4 protein-coding genes are annotated in these 4,259 nt (G+C 63.5%); 1 reads left to right on the top strand and 3 read right to left on the bottom strand.

Features of this window, described 5'->3' with window-relative positions:
* Positions 1-653: 653 nt before the first annotated feature.
* Complete coding sequence (locus tag PUR61_RS13665) at positions 654-944, bottom strand: hypothetical protein (RefSeq protein ID WP_329879088.1); 291 nt, start codon at positions 942-944, stop codon at positions 654-656.
* Positions 945-1,659: 715 nt separating this feature from the next.
* Here PUR61_RS13665 and PUR61_RS13660 point away from each other — a divergent pair.
* Complete coding sequence (locus PUR61_RS13660; protein ID WP_329879087.1) at positions 1,660-2,025, top strand: hypothetical protein; 366 nt, start codon at positions 1,660-1,662, stop codon at positions 2,023-2,025.
* A 34-nt stretch (positions 2,026-2,059) separates the two neighbouring features.
* On the opposite strand, the gene PUR61_RS13655 is transcribed toward PUR61_RS13660, so the two are convergent.
* Complete coding sequence (locus tag PUR61_RS13655; RefSeq protein ID WP_329879086.1) at positions 2,060-3,403, bottom strand: NucA/NucB deoxyribonuclease domain-containing protein; 1,344 nt, start codon at positions 3,401-3,403, stop codon at positions 2,060-2,062.
* Positions 3,404-3,909: 506 nt separating this feature from the next.
* Positions 3,910-4,164 (bottom strand): hypothetical protein, encoded by a 255-nt coding sequence (locus PUR61_RS13650; RefSeq protein WP_329879085.1) that lies wholly within the window; start codon positions 4,162-4,164, stop codon positions 3,910-3,912.
* Between the last annotated feature and the right edge of the window lie 95 nt (positions 4,165-4,259).

The following is a 4,259-nucleotide window of genomic DNA, read 5'->3' as shown; positions in this document are numbered from 1 at the left end:
TGACGCCGACGCCCGCCACCCTGCGGACGCGTCGGCGCCGCCGGCACCACCCGCTGGAACAACTCCCACAACTCATCCGGCACCAGACGCTCCACGATCAGCACGCGAGCAGCCTACAAGCCCAAATGAGATGACTTCTTAAGGGGCGGTTCGAGGGGCACCAACCTCGGGGCATCGAGGAGGACGAGGAACTGCAGTCCATCTGCAGCACCTGGCCGGCCTGCCCCGGCTGACCCGAAAGGGGCCAGCCACCGTGAACCCGTCCGGCTGTCGACCGGGGACCGTCTTTCCTCCCCAGGGGTGATCCGATCGTCGGACCAACCCCATTGTGTCGGTCAGGGGCCGGTGTTGCCGTGGACGGTGGGGCCGGTGGTCCCGTTCACGGGGTGCTCCCCCTCTGCTGCTAGGCGAGTAAGAGCCCGAACTTGGAGACGATCGGTCCGATCGGCACGAACCGCAGGCTGTCCCAGCAGGTCCTCTGCGCTGCCACGGACCCGCACCGCCGGGTTGCTGGCGCCGGCCGAGATGATCCCTCTGGCCTGCAGTTCCGCGCCGCCGTTGATACTGGTCACGACCGGGCCGCCGTTATCGCCCTTGGCGACGGCGACGGTGGAGTCGTCCGTCCTCGTCGCAGTGTCCAGGTCGCTGCACCACTAGCCGTTGACCTCGGCGGCGGCATCGGCGGTGGTGATCTTCAACGAGCAGTGGATGCTGCTCATCGCTCCGCTCGCGCAGACCATGTCTCCGACGTTGCTGCGCCCCGCGCCGACGACCCGCTTTGCGTAGCCGGTCTCGTTGTCCCACCCGCTGTCGAAGTACTTCCCGGACGGTGAGCCGTTGACGTTGATGACCGTGGTGTCGAGGCCGGTGTCCGAGTCCGCGGCCGTGCCGACCACCGCTCCGGCGCCAGCGGAGGTACCGCAGTGCGAGGCCGTGAGCAGCACGGCTGTCGTGCCCCGCCACCCGCCGAACCCGGAGGTGCACCAGCCGTTCCCGGGGGTGGTCAGTTCGGCGCCGGCGCTCCAGGGATGGCGTCGCTGTGCCGGGTCGCGGTGGCCACCAACGCGGGGGCGGCCACGGCCGTGACCGGCACACCGGCGAGCTCGGCGGCCCGGGCGGACACCTCCCCGGGAGTCGCGGCGCCGTGCGGCCCAGGCGCACGCCATCGTCTGGGTCCCTGCCAGGCCAGGACGCTAGGCCCGGCGGATCGCCGCGGAGGAGAAGTACTGCACCAGTACAGCGGCGAGGCGGACCGCGGCCCTCGCCTCGTCCGGAGTCTCCTTGCGCGTAGGGAGTTGCTTGCCGTGGCGGCTGGTCTGGCCGTCAGTAGGTGGATTGACGCCCTCCGCACCCCTGGCCGGCGCGGCCGGGCCTGCTTGTAGTGGAGTAGGCCAGATCGGGCTGGGGAGCTTGGGGGTTCGCGTTGCTGGAGGATGGCCAGGCAGCGAAGACTAACCGCTGTGCCGCAGCCAGGGCTGGTCCGTACCACGGGGGCCCGGAGCCTGGTACCGGATCTGCGGGAAGCAGGACCATAGATGTCTAGCATAGGGATGGAAGATGCAGGGATCCCGATCCTTTTCTGTAGGGCTTGTTTCGGTTGAACGGTCACAGTTTGGCCTCTGGGAGGATGATCCGTTTGGTGAGGCAGATATTCAGTGGATGGAATTACAGCTGAGCGGAGAGGTGCCTGGAGTTACAGTTGGAGAAGGAGCGATAAAGGTCCGCAGCTCCGTCTCCGAGCATTATGCCCAGGTAACCATCGAGCGATCCGAAGTCGCAGTTTGCCCGGAGGGCCATGTGCTGATGGCCAAGTTTCAGTACCGATCAAGAAGCGGCCGAGTCGAGGCTTTGACCCTCTTCTCTGGTCCAACCGGCGTCGCGCTCGAACTGGGGGGTGAAGGCGACCTCTATACCCTCCACGTATTTTGGGAAAGTAATTTCCTGACACTTGAAGAACGAGAAGATCATGGTCTGCCTCAAGCGGCGGAGAGGTTCTGCTTCGTGTTTGTGCCGATGGCGGATTAGTTTCTCTCCGCCACCGGCACGTTGAAGCTTGGTGCTACGGAATGATGTCCACACCGTACTTTTCGTTATGGAGTATTCGATCCGATCCGAGCCATGTGGCCAAGGCTGTCCCGGCGGCCCCGTTCTCCGTTCCATCGACGTAGCGAACGGAGAAGTTCCCGCCGGGCATCGCAGCGCCCTCCCACGTTGAGGCAAATGGGAATTCATCACATTGCTCGTCAGGGTTATGGGGAATTCCGGCACATGCCTTGGCGACTTCCAACCGGTTGTCGTCGTAGGATCGCTGTGCGATCGGATTTGCGCCGGGGAAGAGGCGGGTAACCAAAGTCGGCGGTGTTCCTGAAATGTTTCCGGGGATTACCTTCGGGCTGCCATCAGATTTGGCAGGTAGAGTAGAACTCGGATTGTTGAAGGCCGTGTAGATGTGTTCGGCAACGCTCTTTACTCGAGGGTCGGTCCTGCTGTACTCCAGGTAAGGAACGGCCCGGGTGAATACGGAGCCATCCTTTTTTGTGAGGTAGCCGGCCGAGTCAAACCTGAGGTCCTGGGCAGGCCTTCCAAACTCGCTTGTCCAGGGGAATGCGTTGGCTGGGTCGTTGACTCGTACCTGATGGGTGAACTTCCAGTGGCAGTCCACCTTCCGTTCGTCCTCTGCTCCGAGGGCAGGGTCGGATAGGATGCTCCAGCTGACCGAACTTCTGGCCTTCCAGCCGAATACCGGATCTTGGATGGCGCCCCCCGCTCCGGCGGCCGTGCATGCCTTTGGTGCGCTTGGATCGTTTGGGTTCACATCTTGTTCTGAGCTAGTTTTCAGCGAAATTGCAACGAGCGAGGCATAGCTGAAAACTCCTACGGGCCTGAAATCATCTAGCTGGATGCTAACCAGGGCTTCCCTGGTCCCGTTGATTCCTGCGCCGGTATGGGTTTCTCGGTACAGGAGTGATCCGACTTCTGTGTCGGAGGAGTTAGTTGCGCGGGCGACGAGATATCCGTGGCGACAGAAGGTGTGGCGGTCGATCACGAGGCCGTAGAGAGTGGCCGTTCCCCCGGGATTTGCTCGGCAATTTTCGAAGGTGTTCGGGATTGCGTTCTCTGCTTTCCTGGATGAACCGTTGACGAAGGGGAGTTTCGATCCATCGTAGCGGTGGGAATTGGCGGAGCCCTCACTCGATAGTTCGACAGCTCCACTGGAGGTCAAGATTCGATCAGCGTCCGCCTTCTTGATCCCGAGCGGGATTTCTGGAGGCTTATTACTGCTAGCAAATATAGTTATCGTGAGATCGTCCGGTGGAGTTGCGGTAGCCGTTCCTGTGCCGAGAGGTGCGATTGCCGCCGCCAGTAAGAGGGTGAGGAATTTCTTAAAGCGCAAAATGATCATTCCGTCCGGAGTGAGGCGTTCAAAAGTTGAGGTTAGCGTTGGTTGGGGTTCAATCTATTTGACCATCACGTGCACGGCAACCGACTGCGGCGATGCTGTCCTATTTGTGTTGGTCGAATTCCGCAGAGAATCATTAGTTCCGCTTAAAGTGGCAAGTTGGGACGCGCAGAGGGCCTGTACGGCACGCTCTGGTTTGCCAGGTGAAGCTGTCTCAGAGCTGCCGGTAGTGGCCGGATCGCCACCTCGGCGTACGATGGCCCTCGGCGCAGGGAACGCCCTTTCGGAGTTTCAGTGAGCGTCCCGCCGACCGCAGAGCCCACGCTGTGGGAGCTCCAGCGCGCCATCCTCCAGATCCGTGAGGACCAGCGCGACGGCATCGCCGGGCTTCGCAGCAGCTCGGCTACGACGGCTTTTGCCGCGACCGGGCGCCCCTCAGCCGACGACCACGACCTGACCGGTGACCGACACAGTGGCGAAGCCCGCGGTCAGCCCGACACCGGTTCCGCCTACGAGATCGTCTCCTCAAGGACTCCCCGAAGGACGTGCTTGGCCAGGAACCGCGCCACCCCGATCGCAGCCGACGCCCCGACGCTCCCGTTGAGGCCGGCCAGGGCCTGGCAGCACAACCGGTCCGGCGACCACCAGCGCGAGCGCCCCGGAACCGCCGGCCGGGCCGCCGAACCCCGGCGTTCGACGCCGTCCCACCCCGCCGCGTCCTGTTCCTCGCCGCGCGGCCTCGCCTCCACCATGTCCTTCTCCATCTCCCGGGTAGTGAGTACAGACCCGGGTCTCCACGGTCCGGGGCACTGAGGTGCCGCCGGGCCGTTCGGGTGCTCCGCGTTACCGGACACCAGGG

Source organism: Streptomyces sp. BE20, from assembly GCF_036322525.1.
GTDB lineage: Bacteria > Actinomycetota > Actinomycetes > Streptomycetales > Streptomycetaceae > Kitasatospora.
The sequence above is the reverse complement of the archived record's forward strand: the minus strand, read 5'-3'. Positions and strand labels throughout refer to the sequence as shown.